Source organism: Pseudomonas carassii, from assembly GCF_036324045.1.
Taxonomy (GTDB): Bacteria; Pseudomonadota; Gammaproteobacteria; order Pseudomonadales; family Pseudomonadaceae; genus Aquipseudomonas; species Aquipseudomonas peradeniyensis.
On sequence record NZ_JAZDCT010000021.1, the window covers coordinates 1 to 16,368 of the forward strand.

Annotated in this window: 12 protein-coding genes and 1 pseudogene; 9 read left to right on the top strand and 4 right to left on the bottom strand. The window is 65.5% G+C overall.

Going from position 1 to position 16,368, the window contains the following annotated elements; all coding sequences use genetic code 11:
- Window positions 1–125: 125 nt before the first annotated feature.
- From V0R62_RS26865 to V0R62_RS16185, 3 genes and pseudogenes are all read right to left on the bottom strand, one after another.
- The gene (locus tag V0R62_RS26865; protein ID WP_408005694.1) at window positions 126–881 is read right to left on the bottom strand and encodes a methyl-accepting chemotaxis protein; all 756 of its coding nucleotides are present in this window, start codon (window positions 879–881) and stop codon (window positions 126–128) included.
- A 102-nt stretch (window positions 882–983) separates the two neighbouring features.
- A pseudogene (locus V0R62_RS26870) lies at window positions 984–2,252 on the bottom strand (PDC sensor domain-containing protein); the annotation flags it as partial.
- A gap of 56 nt (window positions 2,253–2,308) precedes the next feature.
- Window positions 2,309–3,643: an APC family permease gene (locus tag V0R62_RS16185; protein WP_050704275.1), complete on the bottom strand. Its 1,335-nt coding sequence runs from the start codon at window positions 3,641–3,643 to the stop codon at window positions 2,309–2,311.
- 610 nt (window positions 3,644–4,253) lie between these two features.
- Between V0R62_RS16185 and V0R62_RS16190 the strand changes: the two genes are divergently transcribed.
- The 8 genes from V0R62_RS16190 (at window position 4,254) to nadA (ending at window position 14,416) form a co-directional block, all read left to right on the top strand.
- On the top strand, window positions 4,254–5,423 hold the full coding sequence (locus V0R62_RS16190) for a sterol desaturase family protein (RefSeq protein WP_330104474.1): 1,170 nt from the start codon (window positions 4,254–4,256) through the stop codon (window positions 5,421–5,423).
- Window positions 5,424–5,426: 3 nt separating this feature from the next.
- Window positions 5,427–6,734, top strand: coding sequence for an aminotransferase class I/II-fold pyridoxal phosphate-dependent enzyme (locus V0R62_RS16195; RefSeq protein ID WP_330104475.1), 1,308 nt, complete (start codon window positions 5,427–5,429; stop codon window positions 6,732–6,734).
- Complete coding sequence (locus tag V0R62_RS16200; protein ID WP_330104476.1) at window positions 6,718–7,905, top strand: GNAT family N-acetyltransferase; 1,188 nt, start codon at window positions 6,718–6,720, stop codon at window positions 7,903–7,905. The genes V0R62_RS16195 and V0R62_RS16200 overlap by 17 nt, the downstream gene beginning before the upstream one ends.
- The gene (locus V0R62_RS16205; protein ID WP_330104477.1) at window positions 7,895–9,088 is read left to right on the top strand and encodes a GNAT family N-acetyltransferase; all 1,194 of its coding nucleotides are present in this window, start codon (window positions 7,895–7,897) and stop codon (window positions 9,086–9,088) included. The genes V0R62_RS16200 and V0R62_RS16205 overlap by 11 nt, the downstream gene beginning before the upstream one ends.
- Window positions 8,994–10,880 (top strand): MutS-related protein, encoded by a 1,887-nt coding sequence (locus tag V0R62_RS16210; protein WP_330104478.1) that lies wholly within the window; start codon window positions 8,994–8,996, stop codon window positions 10,878–10,880. Before V0R62_RS16205 ends, V0R62_RS16210 begins: the two co-directional genes overlap by 95 nt.
- Window positions 10,873–11,505 (top strand): GNAT family N-acetyltransferase, encoded by a 633-nt coding sequence (locus tag V0R62_RS16215; protein WP_330104479.1) that lies wholly within the window; start codon window positions 10,873–10,875, stop codon window positions 11,503–11,505. Before V0R62_RS16210 ends, V0R62_RS16215 begins: the two co-directional genes overlap by 8 nt.
- A gap of 105 nt (window positions 11,506–11,610) precedes the next feature.
- Window positions 11,611–13,122, top strand: coding sequence for a YdgA family protein (locus tag V0R62_RS16220; protein ID WP_330104480.1), 1,512 nt, complete (start codon window positions 11,611–11,613; stop codon window positions 13,120–13,122).
- A 235-nt stretch (window positions 13,123–13,357) separates the two neighbouring features.
- On the top strand, window positions 13,358–14,416 hold the full coding sequence (gene nadA / locus V0R62_RS16225) for a quinolinate synthase NadA (protein ID WP_062574878.1): 1,059 nt from the start codon (window positions 13,358–13,360) through the stop codon (window positions 14,414–14,416).
- A 156-nt stretch (window positions 14,417–14,572) separates the two neighbouring features.
- On the opposite strand, the gene V0R62_RS16230 is transcribed toward nadA, so the two are convergent.
- A complete protein-coding gene (locus V0R62_RS16230) occupies window positions 14,573–16,009 on the bottom strand; it encodes a M48 family metalloprotease (protein WP_186733979.1) in 1,437 nt (478 codons plus the stop codon).
- Window positions 16,010–16,116: 107 nt separating this feature from the next.
- Between V0R62_RS16230 and V0R62_RS16235 the strand changes: the two genes are divergently transcribed.
- Window positions 16,117–16,356 (top strand): sulfurtransferase TusA family protein, encoded by a 240-nt coding sequence (locus V0R62_RS16235; RefSeq protein ID WP_028692991.1) that lies wholly within the window; start codon window positions 16,117–16,119, stop codon window positions 16,354–16,356.
- The last annotated feature ends 12 nt before the right edge of the window (window positions 16,357–16,368 follow it).

Sequence of the window (16,368 nt, forward strand, 5' to 3'; positions counted from 1 at the left end):
ACCTGCGTTCGGCCTCCTGAAGTCGCGAAGTTACGGGCGGCGCCTGGGCTGGCGTAGCTGTCGCTAGCGGGGAAGGGGTTAACCTTGCGATCAAGATCAAGATCAAGATCAAGATCAACCAACAACTACACCCGGAACTGCTCCATCAATACCTGCTGCTGGTTGGCCAAACGGTTCAGCGCCTGGCTGATCCGCGCCGACTCATCGGCCTGTCCGGCCAGCGACTCGGTCACATCACGTATACCCGCCACGTTACGGTTGACCTCCTCGGCCACGGCGCTCTGTTCCTCGGCCGCCGAGGCGATCTGCAGGTTCATGTCGGTGATGACCGCCACTGCCTCGCCGATCCGCTGCAGCGCCGGCAGCGTCTGCTCCATCTGCGCGGCGCTGTCCTGAGCCTGGCGCTGGCCGGCGTGCATCGCGCCGACCACGTCCTGGGTGCCTTGCTGCAGCCCCTCGATCACCTGGCGGATCTCCTCCACCGAGACCTGCGTACGCTGGGCCAGGTTGCGCACCTCGTCGGCGACCACCGCGAAACCACGCCCGGCTTCACCAGCGCGGGCGGCCTCGATGGCGGCGTTGAGCGCCAGCAGGTTGGTCTGCTCGGCGATGGCGCGAATCACCTCGAGCACCGAGCCGATCTGCTCGCCGCGGCTTTCCAGGGCGCGTGCCTCTTCCATGGCCGCGTCCATGCCACCAGCCAGCTCGCCGATCGCCTCGCGGGTGGCGGCCACCCGCGCCAGGCCGTCACGGGTCGCCTGGTCAGCGCCGCGAGCGGCTTGGGCCGCCTGGGCGGCATTGTGGGCGACGTCGTGGGCAGTGGCGCTCATCTCGTTGGCGGCGGTGGCCACCTGCTCGATCTCGCGGTGCTGTTGCTGCATGCCGTCACTGGTCTGGCTGGCGATCAGCGCCGACTGGTCGGCCGTACCACGGGCCTCCTGCAGGGAACCCTTGAGCTGGGCGATCACCGGCTGGAGCTTGTCGAGGAAACGGTTGAACCAGCCGGTCAGCTGGCCCAGTTCGTCGTCGCGGGCGTAGTCCAGGCGCCGGGTCAGGTCGCCTTCGCCGCTGGCGATGTCCTTCAGGCGGGCGGCCACGGCCAGGATCGGCCGGGTTACGCCGCGAGCGGTCAGCCACACCAGCAGCAGCCCCAGCACGGCGGCGCCCAGGCCGATCAGCAGGCTGACCAGGTTGGCGCTCTGGTTCTGACTGTCCAGGCGCTGGTTGAGGGCGACGGCGGGAGCCTGCAGCACCTGCTCGGGCAGCTCAAGCAGGACCTGCCACGGCGCCGCGCCGGGGATTGGGGCGAAAGGGCGGGAAATGCGCATGGTGCCATCGTCCAGACGCTCGACCGCCTGGCCGGCGCGCAGCGGGCCGGCCAGCGCGGTGGCGCTGGCGCCGAAGGCCTGCTCCACGGTCTTGCTCAGCTGGTTGGCGTCCTGGCTGTGGCCGGCGAGCAGGCCCGAAGGGCTGACGATGCTGACCTGGCCCTGGCCATCGAACAGCTCCTGGCGGCCAGCCAGGCTCAGTTGCTGCAGGTTGTCCAGGCCGATGTCCAGGCCGACCACGCCCACCACCTTGCCATTTTCCAGCAGCGGCAGGGCGATGCTGGTCATCAGCACCTGGTGACCGTTGACCTCGTCGAAGTACGGGTCGAGCACGCAGGCCTTGGCGGTCTCCAGCGGGCAGGTCAGCCAGCGGTTGTAGGGCGACCCGTTGGCGCCGATGCTGGTGTCGGCGAGCATCGACTCGGGCATTGCCTCCACCTCGAGGTTACCGGTGCCGGGCTGCGACCAGTACAGGGAGAAGCGGCCGCTGTCGTTGCTGCCGTTGTCGACCTGGCCGACGAAGCGGGCGTCCTGCTGGTCCAGGGCGTTGGGCTGGAACACCAGGTACAGGCCGATCAGGTCGGCGTTGCCGGCCAGGGCGGCGCGCGCCTCGCGGCTGAGGTCGGCGCGCAGGTCGGCGCCGCCACGGGCCTTGAGCGCCTGTACCAGGCGGGCGAAGCCGTTGCCGTATTGGTAGGCGTCCATGAAGTAGCGCTGGATACGCAGGGCCTGGGTCTCGCCGTGGGCCTGCAGGCGCAGGCGGGCGCTGTGGTCGAGCAGCTCGGTGTTGGCCTGGAACACCTGCTCGGCGCTGCGCCGGGCCTGGGTGAGCGAGGTGGCCACCAGCAGGGCGACGATGGCCAGCAGGCACAGGCCGGCAAGCAGGGTGATCTTCCACTGGATGGAGAGACGGCGCAGCAGCATGGGCTTTTCCTTCTCGGGCAAACAGGACGCCCGCAGTCAGGCGGGCGTCGGCGGGGTCAGTCGGCGATGCAGTTCGGTGGCGCTACCCTGAAGGCCTTGGTCAGCCAGGCCAGGTAGAGCACGCCAAGCAGGGCCCAGACACCGCCGAACAACAACGAGTGTTCGTTCAGGTCCAGCCACAGCGAGACGATGATGCAGAAGCCTATCGTCGGCGCCACCAGATACTTGAGGTTGTTCGTCAGTCCCTTGTTCCGGCCCTCGCGGATGTAGCAGTGGTTGATCACCGACAGGTTGACGAAGCTGAATGCCACCAGCGCGCCGAAGTTGATCACCGAGGTGGCGGTGACCAGGTCGAAGAAGATCGCCGACAGCGAGATCAGGCCGACCACGGCAATGTTCAGCACCGGGGTCTTGTAACGCGGGTGCAGGCGGGCAAATACCCCGGCCGGGATCACGTTGTCGCGGCCCATCACGTACAGCAGGCGCGACACGCTGGTCTGCGAGGCCAGGCCCGAGGCGATGGTGTTGATCACCGTGCAGGCGATGAAGATCGACTGGAACAGCTTGCCACCGACGTACAGGGCGATTTCCGGCAGGGCCGCTTCCTGGTCATGGAAACGCGCCATGGTCGGGAAGTACGCCTGGATGAAGTAGGACACGCCGATGAACACCACGCCGCCGATCAGCGCGGTGAGGAAGATCGCTCGTGGGATGGTCTTGCCCGGGTCGCGGGTCTCTTCCGACAGGCAGGTCACCGCGTCGAAGCCCAGGAACGAGAAGCACAGGATGGTCGCGCCGGCGGCCAGGGCGGCGAACTGGGTCTGGTCGTCGGCGAACGGCACCAGGCTCCAGGCGGTGCCCAACCCCTCGCCGTGGTCCAGGCCACGCCAGCACAGGTAGATGAACACCCCGATGATCGCCACCTGCACGGCGACGAACAGCAGGTTGAAGTGCGCCACCAGGTTGACGCTGCGCATGTTGATCAGGCTGATCAGGGTGACGAAACCGGCCACCCACACCCAGGCCGGTACCTCGGGGAACATCGCTGACAGGTAGAGCTTGGCCAGCAGCGCGTTGACCATGGGCAGCAGCAGGTAGTCCAGCAGCGACGACCAGCCCACCAGGAAGCCCACGTGCGGGTTGATGGCGCGCTGGGTGTAGGTATAGGCCGAGCCCGATTGCGGGAAGCGTCGCACCAGGGTGCCGTAGCTCACGGCGGTGAACAGGATGCCGGCCAGGGCCAGGAGGTAGGCGCTGGGTACATGCCCGGCGGTGATGCCGGAGACGATGCCGAAGGTGTCGAACACGGTCATCGGGGTGAGGTAGGCCAGGCCGATGATCACCACATGCCAGAGACGCAGGGACTTGCGGAACTGGGCGTCAGGCTGCATGGCGTGCCTCCTCTGGCGGGCGGACGGAGGTGTGCGGCAAGGACGTGCGGATGGGCTCCATGTTATTCACCATTTGTAGTTGGAGCGGCAGGTAACGCCCGAGGGCGTGGCAGAAGGTACGCGGATCAGCCGATCGAGGGGCCGGGGCGTGGATGGCGGACGTGCACGAGGGGGTGGCGAAGATGATTCGAGGACGGGATCGGCATGATCGGGGCGCTTGCCTGTAGTTGTGGTTTATCGGGCGCGACGCAAAGCGGGAAAAATAAACGACGAAGGGGGTGGGGGTGTCAAGTGAAACACGACAGCATGTCGGGTTTGTGTGAATTTTTATTGAACGAATAGTCGATATTTTGGTTTTTTTCGTCGTTTTTTGAGTGTTTTCCTCGTTATGTGTGTTGATAAAAATTAACGCTTACCTGAAATGTGCTGTGACGAAATACGTCGCGCTTGCGACGGCTGTCATGGATTTTTCCTTTATCCCTTCTAGGGTGATTCGTTCTAGTAAAAGTACTCGCCTGGCGGCCCTGCAACGGGTTGGCCGGGCCGGGCTCCACGGATCAGGAGTCTGCTGGCGCGCCAATCCTGGCACGCCCTGGGCAAGGGAGCTGGCATGGAGAGCGCGGCGTTTCTGGATTACCTGCTGGTGCTGGTACTCGGCTCGATCGTGGTCGAGGGGGCATGGCTGGCCTGGCGCCGGACAGCGGACTGGCACCCGGCCGAGGGACTGGTCAATTTCGTCCTCGGCATCGGCAACCTGGCGGTCGGCGTGCTGTTCGCCGCGACCAGCCTAGGGCTTTATGCTTACCTGCACAGCCATTGGTCACTGGGGCTGGACCTGGGCAACCCCTGGGCGAACATCGCCTTTGCCTTCCTCGTCTATGACTTCCTGTACTGGGTCAATCACTGGGCCCATCACAAATGCGCGCTGCTCTGGTGCAATCACCTGATCCACCACTGCGGTACGGCCTTCAATCTCACGACCGCCGTGCGCATAGGCTGGCTGGGCAATTTCACCGTCTGGCTGTTCTTTCTGCCCATGGCGGTGCTGGGCATCCCCCTGCAACACTACCTGCTGGTGGTGGCCGCGCAGCTGATCTACCAGTTCTTCATCCATTCGCCACTGATCCCTGAGCTGGGCGTGCTGGAGCGAATCCTGGTCACGCCGTCCCAGCATCGGGTCCATCACGCCAGCAATGATCGCTACCTGGACAAGAACTTCGGCTGTTTCCTGGTGATCTGGGACCGCCTGTTCGGTACCTACCAGCGTGAACTGCCTCAGGAGCCGGTGCGTTACGGGGTGACCACGCCGATCAGCCAGCCGGGCTCGCCTGGCCACCTGAACTTCTTCCTCTATCGGCATTGCCTGCGTTCGGCGCGGGAGGCCAGCGGGTTGCGCGGCAAGTTGCGGGTGCTGTTCGGCAGTCCGGCGCATACCCGGGTCGTCGAGCAACACGCCAGCCTGGGGCAGGGCGCGTTCGCCTGGCCGGACTACCTGCCGGCCTTGTTCCTCGGTTTTTTCCTGGTGACCCAGTACGCCGTCCTGCCGCCGGGGCAGGCGGCCCTGGCGGCGCTCGCATTCCTGTTGGCGGCCAATAGCGCCGGGCACCGAGAGTCCGGCCTGGCGCACCTGCGCTGGCCGTTGTATCTGGGGCTGGCGCTGGCCAGCCTGTTCCTGTGGTGGCAGGCGACCGGCGGAGCCTGGTTGCTGCTGTTGGCAATCCTGAGCTGCTGCCTGCCCCTGCTGGCCGTGCGGCGCAATCCATTGTTGATCAAGGAGTGATTGATGAACCCGACTAGCGCCTTGCGGGGCTCGGCCGACGACGGGGCGCAGCCCCAGCGGCTGGCCCGCGACAACCAGGCCCTGGAGAGCCTGCTCGAACGCCTCGAAAGTCTGGTGGGGCAGGGCTACATGGACGTCATCGGGCGGGTGTTCCATTCGATGCCGACCAAGCATGCCTCGGTCAGCTTCAGCGAGCATGCCAGGGTCCCCGAGCGCCGTGACGTGTTGCACCTGGGGTCGTACAACTACTCCGGGCTCAATGGCCATCCCCGTATCAACGAGGCGGCCATCGACGCCATACGCCATTACGGCACCACCTCCAGCGGCGTGCGCCTGCTCAACGGTACCAGCGAGCTGCACCTGGAGATGGAGCGGCGCCTGGCGCAGTTCCTCGGGGTCGAGGCGGTGATCACCTTCTCGTCGGGGTTCGCCGCCAACCTGGCAGCCCTGGGCACCCTGTGCCGCGAGGGCGACGTGGTGCTCAGCGACATGCTCAATCACCAGTCGATCGTCGATGGCCTGCGTCTGAGCGCGGCGCGGGTAGTGCCTTACCGCCATGCCTCGCTACGCAGCCTGGAGAGCCACCTGCAGCGCCTTCCCGCGCAACAGCGCAAGTTCATCGTCACCGATGGCGTGTTCAGCATGGACGGCGACCTTGCTCCGCTGGACCGGATCGCCGAACTCGCCAGGCGCTACAACGCCTTCCTGGTCGTCGACGATGCCCATGGCACGGGGCACCTGGGGCCCCATGGGCGGGGCACGCCGGCGTTGTTCGGGGTGGCGGGGCAGGTCGATGTGCTGACCGGCAGCCTGAGCAAGGGGTTGCCGGGTGTCGGCGGCTTCATCGCCACTCGCCATGAAACCGCCAGCCTCTTGCGTGCAGGCGCCAACCCTTACATTTTCTCGGCGTCGCTGCCGCCCCCTGTGCTGGCCTCGATCATCGCCGCGCTGGATGTGCTGGAGGCTTCGCCACAGATCATCGAGCAATTGCGCGACAAGACCGAGTACTTTGTCGCGACCCTGCGCGCCCGTGGCTTCGACCTGCTCGACACACGCAGCAGCATCATCCCGCTGATGACCTACGAAGAGCACAAGGCCTACGAGCTGGCCAAGGCCTTGCACCTGCGCGGCGTTTACGTCAATCCGGTGGCTCACCCGGCGGTGAGCCGTTCGCGTGCCCGGGTGCGCATCAACCTCAGTGCCAATCTCACCCGAGAAGAACTCGACTACAGCATCGAGGCCATCACCGACGTTGGCCGGACACTGCGGCTGATCGATGCGCACGGAGCCCGGGATGGCCGTCGTGTTTGAGTGGACCCGGCAACTGAGTGATATCGGACGGAGCGAATGGCAGGCCTGCTTCGGCGTCGGCAGGGTGACCGCCTCGTACGAACTGCAGCAGGCACTGGAGCGAGCGGGCATCGTCGACAGCTTTCATTACCTCAGGGTGCTGCGTGACGGGCGGTTGGTCGGCATCGTGCCGTGCTTCGTGATGGACTATTCGTTGTCCGACCTCGCGCCGGTGGAGGTTCAGGCCGTGGTGCGGCAGGCGCGCAGGGTGTATGGGCGCTTGCTCAAGGCACGCCTGTTCGTCATCGGCAGCCCGTTGGCGATCTGTTCCGACCTGCTGGGCCTGCCCGGGGTACGGGAGGGGGCCTGGGATCCGGTGCTTGCGATGCTGCATCAGGAACTGCAGGCCAGGGCCGACGCGTTGGGTATCGGTTTCGTCTGCCTCAAGGAGTTCGACCAGGCCCTGCAGCGTCGGCTTTCAGCGGCATTCGGCGAGCACTACCTGTTGTGCCGCAGCCCCGACACCACCTTTGTGAGCACTGCGGCGGTGAATGGCATGGGGTATGTCGACAACATGCTCAGCAAGTACCGCAACGTGTTGAAGAAGCGCCGCAGGACGTTCGACGAAGCGGGCTTGCGCTGGGTGGTCGAAGCGAACTTCGCCGATCATGCGGCACAAATGCATCGGCTCTACCTGAACGTGCTCGAACGCTCCAGCACCCGATTCGAGCGTCTCTCCGAAGCGTTCTTCCGTGAGGTCTGCCACTGCCTTGGTACCCAGGCCTACGCCTTGCTCTGCTTCGATGAGCAGCGTCTGGTGGCGTTCGAGTTGTTCCTCGCGGGCGATGCGTTGCATCCGCTGTACCTGGGCATCGATTACGCCTATCGCGATGCCGGCAGCCTGTATTTCAACTGCCTGTACCGCATCGTCGAGGAGGCCGAGCGTTGTGGCGTGCCGTACATCGAGCTGGGCCAGACCAGCTACGAGGCCAAGTTCAGCATCGGGGCCGTTTCCTCACCGCTGTATTTCTACATCCGCCATCGTCGAGGCTGGGTCAACCGACTGTTGTACCTGCTGCGCGACGGACTGTTCCCGGCGCCGCAGATTCCGGCGCTGCGCAATGTGTTCAAGCACCACGATGCCTACCTGGACAGTCTCAAGGCCCAAGGATTGCTCGACCATGCTGATTGAAACCTACGACCTGGATACCTGGCAGGTGCAGGTTTTCGACAGCATCGACGACCTCGACCAGAGCCTGTGGGACAGCACCCTGGCCTTCCATCATCCGTTTCGCAGCCACGCGTTCATGCAGGTGGTCGAGGCTTGTTTCCACGATCGTGACTACCGCTACCTGGTGGCGCGCCGGCCTGGATCGGCGCAAGTCGCCGGGATGCTGTTCGTCACCCAGCAGGACCTGGACCTGATGGCCGAAGCGCCAGCCTGGTTGCGCCGTGGCGTTGGCCCGCTGCGGCGGCTGGTGCCGCGGATCGGCATGCTGCGGGTGGCCATGCTGGGCTGTTTCGAAACGGCAGGGCAGCACTGGTGGGTAGCGCCGGAGCATGACCAGGACGAACTGTTCGCGCTGCTGGTGACCAGTGCCGAACGGGCGCTGCCGCGTGCCCGGGTGCACGTGGTGCGTGACCTGGACCGCGAGAACGCCAGTCATGCCGCATTCGACGGCCTGCTGCACAGGCGCGGCTTTCGTCATTGCCACAACTACCCCCTGGCGCTCATCCACCTGCACGGCCTGGACTGGGCAGGGCATTACGCCCGGCTCAAGGCCAACAGCCGCAAGATCCTCAAGAAGGCACTGAGCAGTTTCGAAACCTCCGGTTACCGGGTGCTTCACCATGAGGGCGAGGTGCCCGGCCTCGAGCGGCTGTACGAGCTGTATGTGTGTACACACCAGCATGCGACCGAGTACCAGCGCGAGCAATTGCCACTGGCTTTCCTTCAGCGCCTGCAAGGCAGTGACCAGGCCGTGTTCTCGGTGTTGCTTGATCCGCATGACCGGGCCGTGGCGTTCGTGCTCAGCGGTGTGGGCGAGCGGGTCATCAACCCGTTCCTGTTCGGCCGTGACTATGCCGTGGACCTGCCGGTTAACGCCTACTATGTGCTGCACATCGACCTGTTGCGCCGGTTTGCCTCGCCGGCCACGGAGCGGGTCGACCTCGGCATCACCAACTATTTCGTCAAGCAGAACCTCGGCTCGCAGCTCAGCGGCAGCGGCCTGTACCTGAAGCTGAAGAACCCCGTCCTGAACAGGATCCTAGGACCTCATGTCGCAGAAATGTTCGATATCAAGCAGCCCGGCCAACGTCGCGTCTTCCGCGCCGTCGCCCAGTCAGAAGCGGAACCGGCAGGCCCTGCGTGACGACTTCACGGCCAGGTCGAGCCGTCATCGGCAACAGGTCGTCCGGCTGTCGGCACGCCTGCGCAAGACCGAGTGGGCGCGCCTGCTGGTGTTCCTGGCCATGCCCACCCTGGCCTGGCATGGCTATGAGAACGGCTTCGCGCCGTGGCTGTGGTTGGCCTTCGGCGGTTGCCTGGTGCTGTTCGTGGCGCTGGTCCGGCGTCATGCCGGCCTGCGCGAGCGTATCGCCCACCAACAGCACCGGGACACGCTCAATCAGTGGGCCCTGGCGCGGCTGGACCGGCGTTTCGACGACCTGCCCGCGTGTCCAGCCAGCCTGCGTCCACTGTTCGACAAGCAGGACCTGGACATCAACCTGTTTGGCCCGGCATCGCTGGGCCAGCTGTTGTTCAGCCAGTCCACCAGCCTGGGCGACGAACGCATCGCTGCCTGGCTGACCCTGCCGGCCACCACGGCCCAGCTGGCCGAACGCCAGGCGGCCATTGCCGAGTTGGCCGAGCGCCGGAGTCTGCGTCAGGCCCTGGCGGCTCACGCACTGCAGATCAATGCGCGTGGCTACGGGCTGGGGCGGCTGGCCGCATGGGTGGTTCGGGTGGATGCCGGGGTGTTCCCGCCGGCGCAGGTCGTGCTGGGGTTGCTTGCCACGCTCGCCAGCCTGGGTGGCGTCGTGGCGGTGCTGGCCGGCGTGGTGCCGCCGTTGGCGTTGCTGGCCTGCATCGTGGTCAATCTGATGTTCTACGGCTGGCGGGCCAAGGCCTGGCACAAGGTGTTCGACGGTGCGGACGATACCGCCGATGCGCTTGGCGGCTTGTCGGACTGGTTGGCCCTGGCCGTTGCGCAGCGCTTCGACAGCCCGGGTCTGAGCCGCCAGGTGGCGCGCCTGCAGGCTGATGGCCGGGCACCGGCAGCGGCGATTCGCCAGCTTGACGGCATCCTCGGCTACGCCCGGCTGCGGCACAACCCGACCGTCAGCGTGTTCGCCCAGGCCCTGCTGCTCTGGGACTTCCATTGCGCCCGTGCCCTGGCCCGCTGGAAGCGCGAGCAATGTCGTCGCTTGCCCGAGTGGCTGGAGGTGGTCGCCGAGCTGGAGGCCCTGGCGGCCTTTGCCGGATTGGCGGACGAGAACCCGGGCTGGTGTCGGGCCGAAGCCATCGGCGAGGCCGAGATTCATGCCGAGGCGGCCTGTCATCCGCTGATTCACCCGGAGCGGGTGGTCGCCAACCCGATTGAGCTGGTACCGGGGCGGGTCACGGTGATTACGGGCTCCAACATGTCGGGCAAGACCACCTACATGCGTACCGTGGCCCTCAATCTGCGCCTGGCACAGGCCGGCTCGGTGGTGGCGGCGCGGCATTTCGCTTTCGGGCGAATGCGCATGGTGTCGTCGATCTCGGTCAGCGATTCGCTGGAACAGGGATTGTCGTACTTCATGAGCGAGGTCATGCAGGTCAAGGCGGTGATCGACACCGTGCGCCAGGCAGCGGAGCCGGTGCTGTACCTGCTCGACGAGCTGCTCAAGGGCACCAACGAGAAGGAGCGCAACCTGGCGATCATCGAGATCCTGCGCACCCTCTGCGCCCATCAGGCACTGGGCATGCTCACCACCCACAACGTGGCGCTGGCCACCGCGCCTGAACTCCAGGGGCTGGGCCGCAACATCTACTTCGAAGAAGGTTTCGAAGAGGGCGAGGCACAGGTGCTGCGCTTCAACTATCAGCTGCGCCACGGCATTTCGCGCAACACCAACGCCATCCGCCTGCTGCGCAGCATGGGAGTGCTCAAGGGTGACTGACACACTGGACATGGGCGGGCAGCTCGCCGATGCCGGGCATGTCGGCCAGGTCGTGCCGCTGGTCGCCAGCATCGCGCCGCAACCCCTGGCGTTCATCTACGGGACACGCCATCTGGAGCCTTACCTGGCGCACGCCTTTGCCCGCAACCTGGGTTGGTTTGGCCATGCCCGGCATCGGGTGCTGGTGCAGGCAGGGGAGTGCCAAGGGGTTGTGGCTACGCTTGGTGCCCGCGAAAAGACCCGTTTCGACCTGGCCTTGCTCACCTCGATACTGCGTTTCTATCCGGGGTTGTCCGGGTTGCGGGTGATCCGCCGCCTGCAGCGGTCGGTGGCGCGCCATCCCCGGCCTGGTCACGATGCGTTGTGGCTGTACAACCTGGCCGTGGCGCCCCAGGCGCGCGGGCGGGGGCTTGGCACGCGGCTGCTGCGAGGCGCCATCGCCCGGGCACGGGCGGCGGGGCATGGGCGCCTGCAACTGGATGTGGACGCCGACAACCAGCTGGCGCAGCGCTTGTACCGGGCCCATGGTTTCCAGGTTGACAGCGAGATACCGGGGGTGTGTTGCGACGGTTTTCTGTTCGCCGACCAGTTGCGCATGAGCCTGGACCTGGGCGACCGCGGATAACGATGCGAAAACTTGCGTCTCACGCCGGGCCGGTCAGTGCTAATCTTGCATACCCCCATTCGAGGGGGCCTATCAGCCCTATATGGACAGCAATCGGTTCTATTCATGAAGAAATCAGTAGGCATCCTTTCCGGTCTGGCCGTGGCCATCGCCGTCGCAACCACCGCTGGCGCCTGGTACACCGGCAAGCAGTTGCCCGCGGAGCTGGAGCGCTCCGTTGCCCGCGGCAACGAAGAGCTGAAGAAAGCCCTGGCCGGCAACGGCGGCAGCATGACCATCGAGCTGGTCTCGCTGGACCAGCACTTCTTCACCAGCACCGCGCACTACCGCCTGAAGGCCGAGAACGTGCAGGTCGGCGAAGCCGAAGCACTGAACTTCCAGGTGGGCGTGACCGACCAGATCGAGCACGGTCCGTTCCCCTGGTCGCGGGTCAAGGCCTTCAAGCTGATGCCGGTCATGGCCACCAGCAACAGCGCGCTGGACAAGGATGACTTCACCACCGGCTGGTTCACCGCCGCTGGCGACAAGGCGCCGGTCACCGCCCAGGTCAGCCTCGGCTACGACGGCAGCGTCGACAGCGATATCCGCCTGGCGCCGGTCACGCTCAAGGAAGACGGCGGCAATGTCCTGGACTTCTCCGGCCTGCAGCTCAAGCTGCGCGGCGACCGCGAAGGCAAGGCGGTGGAGATCCACAGCAGCGCCGAGCGCCTCGAGCTGAACTTCGTCGACGAGCAGCAGGCGCCGGTGAAGATCCTGCTCAACGGTTTCAAGGCCGGTGGCAGGCTCACTGAGACCGCCCACGACATGGTTTATGTCGGCAACTTCGACCTGGCCCTGGCCGACACCCAGGTGACCTTCGGGCCGAAGCAGGAAGTGCTGGTGCTCAAGGGGCTGCAGCAGAACAACCTGTACAACGCCGAGGGCGAGGCCAAGGACAAACTGGCCGGGCGCCTGGAGTACAAGGTCGACGACATCAGCTACGCCGGCCGCAAGGTGGGCAGCGCGGAAATGGTCCTGACCATGAAGTCCATCGACATTCCGGCCATGCAGGCGTTGATGGAGTGGTACCAGACCCAGTTGCCGCAGATGCAGCAGGCCGCCGCCGATGGTGAAGCGCCGTCGCTGGAGATGACCCCGGAGGAACAGGCCAAGGTCCAGGGCGACCTGCAGAAGCTGCTGGTGGCCAAGCCACAGGTGGCGGTGGAGAAGCTGGCGTTCAAGACCGCCAATGGCGAGAGCCACTTCAACCTGGCGATGGACTTTGCCAGCCCGAGCTCGTTCGACCTGCCGCCTGACCAGTTGGGCAAGCAGCTGCTGACGCAACTGAAGGCCAAACTCAGCGTTTCCAAGCCGATGGTCGCCGACCTGGCCACCTTGCAGGCGCTGCTCGCGGGCGAGACCGATGCCCAGACCATCGCCCAGCAGTCCAGCCAGGCCGGTGAAATGGTCGGCATGATGGCGCTGCAGAGCGGCATGGCCACGGTGCAGGGCAGCGACGTGGTGTCGAGCCTGCAATACGCCGACGGCATGGTCGACTTCAACGGCAAGAAGATGACCGTCGAAGAGTTCGCCATGTTGATCAGCGGCCATCTGGCGGCACTCCAGCCGCAGGGCTGATCCCTCAGGCAGACCCGCTCCCGTCGTCTTCGTGGGAGCGGGCTTGCCCCGCGATTGTCTCGCCCCGCAAAAACCCCTTTTGCATCCCTCCGATTGCCTGTAGCCTTCGCGTCCGATAAGAATCCGCGCCCGCAGAGGGGCCGAGACGCTGGCCGTCCGGCACCATTAGCCGATCTGCCAGGGCCGGGTGATACACTCGACTGACGCGCTCAAGCGCCCCGCAGGTCCAGCGATCATGACCCAGATTTCCGAACGCCTGTTGGTCCAGGCCCACCTCGATGCCAAGCAGCCCAACCCGCTGACGCCCGCGCAGGAGGCCGAATACCGTGCGGCCATCGCCGCCGAGCTGAAAAAGCAGAACGCCGTGCTGGTGGCCCACTACTATTGCGACCCGGTGATCCAGGCCCTGGCCGAGGAAACCGGTGGCTGCGTGTCCGACTCGCTGGAGATGGCGCGCTTCGGCAAGAACCACCCGGCCGAGACCGTGGTGGTGGCGGGCGTGCGTTTCATGGGCGAGACCGCGAAGATCCTCACCCCGGAAAAGCGCGTGCTGATGCCCACCCTGGAGGCGACCTGCTCCCTCGACCTGGGATGCCCGGTGGAGGCGTTCTCGGCGTTCTGCGACCAGCATCCCGAGCGCACCGTGGTGGTCTATGCCAACACCTCCGCCGCAGTGAAGGCCCGTGCCGACTGGGTGGTGACCTCCAGCTGCGCGTTGGAGATCGTCGAAAGCCTGATGGACAACGGCGAGACCATCATCTGGGGTCCTGACCAGCACCTGGGTCGCTACATTCAGAAGCAGACCGGTGCCGACATGTTGCTGTGGGACGGTGCCTGCATCGTTCACGAAGAGTTCAAGTCGCGCCAGCTGGCCGACATGAAAGCGCTATACCCGGACGCGGCGATCCTGGTTCACCCGGAGTCGCCGGAAGCGGTGATCGAGCTGGCCGACGCGGTGGGTTCCACCAGCCAGCTGATCAAGGCGGCGCAGACCCTGCCGAACAAGACCTTCATCGTCGCCACCGACCGCGGCATCTTCTACAAGATGCAGCAGCTGTGCCCGGACAAGGAATTCGTCGAGGCGCCGACCGCCGGCAACGGCGCGGCCTGCCGCAGCTGCGCGCACTGCCCTTGGATGGCGATGAATACTTTGGAACGCACGCTGGACTGCCTGCGCAAGGGTAGCAACGAGATCTTCGTCGAGCCTGCGCTGATTCCCAAGGCGATCAAGCCGCTGAACCGCATGCTCGATTTCACCCAGGCGGCGCGGTTGAAGTTGTCGGGTAACGCCTGACATCACCCTGTAGGAGCGGCCTTGCCGGGGCGCCGGACCGGCCGGAAAGGGCCGCGAAGCGGCCCCTGTTTATTGCGTGACCCTGAACATCCTGGGGCCGCTCTGCGGCCCTTTCGCGGCGCAAGGCCGCTCCTACAGGGTTATCGGTTCTGACGCCTAGCGCCCCATCATCTCCTTGACCATTCGCTGCTGCTCCATGATCTCGCGCTGGCGCTGGTCGATCTGCGAGGCCAGCGGGAAGTTGCTGCCCGAGCGGCGCTTGGCGTAGTCGAGCTGCTGGATCGCCTGGTCGAAATCACCGACCAGGGTGAAGTACTCGGCGCGGGCGCGGTGCAGGCCGATGGTGTTGCCCGACAGCCCGCGCACTTCGGCGACGTCGTACCACACGTCCGGGTCGTCCGGGCGGTTCTTGACCAGGTCGTCCAGCACCTTCTCCGCCTCGGCCGGCTTGTTCTGCTTGATCAGCAGGTCGGCGCGCACCTGTTTCAACGGATAGTTGGCCGGGTACAGCGCCTGCATGCGCTGGGCGCGTTGCTGGGCATCGGCCAGGCGGTTGTTGGTGATGTCCAGGTCGATCTGCGCGAGGTTGTAGGTAATGTCGTTGGGCGCCTTGGCCAGCAGCGGCTTGAGGTTCTCCCGCGCTTCGTTGAGCTGGCCACCCTTGATCTGCGCCAGTGCCAGGCCATAGCGCGCGGCGTCCATCTGTGGATTCTCGTCGAGCTGGGCGCGGAAGCGCTTGGCGGCCAGGCCCGGGGTGCCTTCGTAGGTGAGGGCGACACGGGCGCGGATCAGCTGGTAGCGCAGGCTGTCCTCGACCCCGCCCTTGGGCGCCTGTTCGGCACGGTTACGGGTGTCGGCGATACGCGATTCGGTGACCGGGTGGGTCAGCAGGAATTCCGGCGGCTTGGCATCGTAGCGGTACTGGCGGGCCAGGCGTTCGAACATCGACGGCATATTGCGCGGGTCGTAGCCGGCCTTTTCCAGGTTGAGGATGCCGAAACGGTCGGCTTCCTGTTCGTTCTGCCGGGAGAAGCGCCGCTGCTCCTGGATCGCCGCCGCCTGGGTACCGGCAATCACACCGATGCCGGCATCGCCGCCACCGCCGGCGGCCAGGACGATACCTGCAAGCAGCGCGGCCATCATTGGCAACTGCATGCGCTGCTGGGCTTCGACACCACGGGCGAAGTGGCGTTGCGACAAGTGCGCCAGTTCGTGGGCCAGCACCGAGGCATACTCGCCTTCGGTCTGCGCGTTGAGGAACAGGCCGCCGTTGACCCCGACGATACCGCCGGGCGCGGCAAAGGCGTTGAGTTCCTTGCTGTCGATGAGGATGAACTCCAGGCGCCGGTCCTGCAGTTGGCTGGTCTCTGCCAACTTGTACACGCTGGTTTCGACGAAGTCCTTGAGCTGCGGGTCGTTCAGCTGGTTGACCTGGCCGCGCAACAGGCTCAGCCAGGCGCGACCGAGCTGGTGTTCCTGTTGCGGCGAGACGATCGCGGAGCTGGCGTCGCCCAGTGACGGCAGGTCGTCGGCGTGGCCGGGAAGGGCCATCAGGCAGGCCAGCGTCAACAGGGTAGGGCGCAGTAGATTCATGCAGAAGCTCGCGTCGGTCAAAAGCCTTACTGTAGCCGGGTCGCGCGATGCCGACCAGTGGCGGTATCCTACCAGACCTTTCTGTTCATACCCCGGAGACGCGCCCGATGAGTGACACCCCGACCAGCGACGCCGAGCTCGACGCCAGCGGGCTGAACTGCCCGCTGCCGCTGCTCAAGGCCAAGATGGAGCTCAATCGCCTGGCCAGTGGCGCGGTGCTCAAGGTGATCGCCACCGACGGCGGCTCCCAGCGCGACTTCCGCACTTTTGCCCAGTTGGCCGGTCATACGCTGCTGCACGAAACGGCCGAGGCCGGCGTGTACACCTACTGGCTGCGCAAGGCCTGAGTCTTTCCCAAG

Coding starts and splice junctions, on each gene's coding strand:
- V0R62_RS26865 (WP_408005694.1), bottom strand. CDS start 881: ATGCAGCAACAGCACCGCGAGATCGAGCAGGTGGCCACCGCCGCCAAC.
- V0R62_RS16185 (WP_050704275.1), bottom strand. CDS start 3,643: ATGCAGCCTGACGCCCAGTTCCGCAAGTCCCTGCGTCTCTGGCATGTG.
- V0R62_RS16190 (WP_330104474.1), top strand. CDS start 4,254: ATGGAGAGCGCGGCGTTTCTGGATTACCTGCTGGTGCTGGTACTCGGC.
- V0R62_RS16195 (WP_330104475.1), top strand. CDS start 5,427: ATGAACCCGACTAGCGCCTTGCGGGGCTCGGCCGACGACGGGGCGCAG.
- V0R62_RS16200 (WP_330104476.1), top strand. CDS start 6,718: ATGGCCGTCGTGTTTGAGTGGACCCGGCAACTGAGTGATATCGGACGG.
- V0R62_RS16205 (WP_330104477.1), top strand. CDS start 7,895: ATGCTGATTGAAACCTACGACCTGGATACCTGGCAGGTGCAGGTTTTC.
- V0R62_RS16210 (WP_330104478.1), top strand. CDS start 8,994: ATGTCGCAGAAATGTTCGATATCAAGCAGCCCGGCCAACGTCGCGTCT.
- V0R62_RS16220 (WP_330104480.1), top strand. CDS start 11,611: ATGAAGAAATCAGTAGGCATCCTTTCCGGTCTGGCCGTGGCCATCGCC.
- nadA (WP_062574878.1), top strand. CDS start 13,358: ATGACCCAGATTTCCGAACGCCTGTTGGTCCAGGCCCACCTCGATGCC.
- V0R62_RS16230 (WP_186733979.1), bottom strand. CDS start 16,009: ATGAATCTACTGCGCCCTACCCTGTTGACGCTGGCCTGCCTGATGGCC.
- V0R62_RS16235 (WP_028692991.1), top strand. CDS start 16,117: ATGAGTGACACCCCGACCAGCGACGCCGAGCTCGACGCCAGCGGGCTG.